Source organism: Pseudoalteromonas sp. S4492 (assembly GCF_005886115.1).
GTDB classification, from domain to species: domain Bacteria; phylum Pseudomonadota; class Gammaproteobacteria; order Enterobacterales; family Alteromonadaceae; genus Pseudoalteromonas; species Pseudoalteromonas gelatinilytica.
Window position 1 is genome coordinate 1 of sequence record NZ_PNCP01000078.1, and the last position, 1,584, is coordinate 1,584.

The following is a 1,584-nucleotide window of genomic DNA, read 5'->3' on the forward strand; positions in this document are numbered from 1 at the left end:
GGGCGTTGGTATGACTCCCCATGTCAAGCAGGGTACACCGATCCCTGCCTAAACTTTTAAGCCTTTTATAATCTGTCTTTCACTCAATAAAGTGAGTTAACACATCGAATGAAGCAAGTAATGTCGTCGGTTATCATGCTGGTATCCGTGGATTACTCACTTTTATGAGCAGAGCCTACCTTACTTAACCCGTCGTAGCACCTGTCTTCAGTCTATATTCGTGGTTCAATAATTATTGCTAATTACTGCCATCCTAACGCCCTCGGTGGTTGTGCCACACCCGATGCTTGATCCAATGTATTAACTCAAAGCCGATTTTCACTTTATGCCGGAACCCGTGCGATACGTAGTTTTGGGTTAACCGGACTTAATACTGTTTCTCTGGCAATCGCCCAGATATAGGCAATCATTTCCCGCGCAATAGCCGTTACCACCACATTATAATGCTTACCCTTATGCATCAGACGCTGATATCGACGACACAGCCTGAGTTGTGCCTGCCAGGCCATATCAACAATGTGTTTGGGCAACCCTTCTTGGCGCTTTTGTAACTCGGTGGTCACCGCGGCTTGATAGCGATAACTGTGCGCTCCTTCCACTAACAGCCGTCTTGCTCGGCCATTGCCACATTTGGTGATTGCCCCTAAATGGCGCTTGCCACCACTGGAATGCTCTGAAGGGACTAAGCCTACATAACTCATTAATTTCCTTGGGTGGTCGAAGCGTGTTAAGTCGCCAAGCTCTGCAATCACACCTGCCGCTACCAACAGTCTGACACCACGCATGGCTTGTATGGCTTTCACTACGGGATAATACCGCCAGTTTCTGACCTGATACTCAAGTTCATTGTCGAGTCGTCTCAGCCTATTAATCCGCTCATTGATGGTTTGAATGTATTCCTGTAATACAATTTGTTGGGCTGGATGAGGCAGCACCAATTCAGTGAGCCAGCGCAGGTGTTTAAGCGACCAGTTTGCCGTGCCGCTGTAGTTAATATTATTGCGTAGGAGCAGTGCTTTAAGTTGGTACTTGGCGTCTTTCAAATCTTTCATAGCCGTTTCTCGGGCGCGGGATAAATCTCGAACGGCTTCATCTTCAGGCTCAGGAACATAAATGGGAGTGAGGTCTTCCGATTTCAGTAGTTTGACCAACTTAATGGCATCACGTTTATCGGTCTTTACACGCTCACCGGGCTTTTTGGGAATAAGTGACGGGGCAACGACATAACAGCAATGGCCAAGGCTGGTAATGAGCCGATATATCCAATAACCACAAGGACCTGCCTCATAGACGAAGTGCAAAGTTACGTGCGGATACTTGGATTCAAATTGTCTGATAAGCTTTTTAACGGCAGCTTTAGCCGAAGGGATGCGGCCATAATGCACGGGTTGTGCGCCTCGATGGTCCTCAAGGTAAGCGATTTCATTAAATTCTTTATGTGTGTCTAAGCCAATAAAAAGTATGCTATGTTTGTTCATGCTAGCCTCCGCTGTTTAGTTATTTGACAAACTAATTATGGCTCTGGCTTTTAGCTAACCCACGAAAATGCGGAGGCTAGCACCTCATGGGGAGTCATTATGTCTA

At 46.6% G+C, this 1,584-nt stretch carries 1 protein-coding gene; it reads right to left on the minus strand.

Annotated elements, in window-relative coordinates; translation table 11 throughout:
• Window positions 1-323: 323 nt before the first annotated feature.
• The gene (locus CWC28_RS20265; protein WP_063707280.1) at window positions 324-1,478 is read right to left on the minus strand and encodes an IS110 family RNA-guided transposase; all 1,155 of its coding nucleotides are present in this window, start codon (window positions 1,476-1,478) and stop codon (window positions 324-326) included.
• Between the last annotated feature and the right edge of the window lie 106 nt (window positions 1,479-1,584).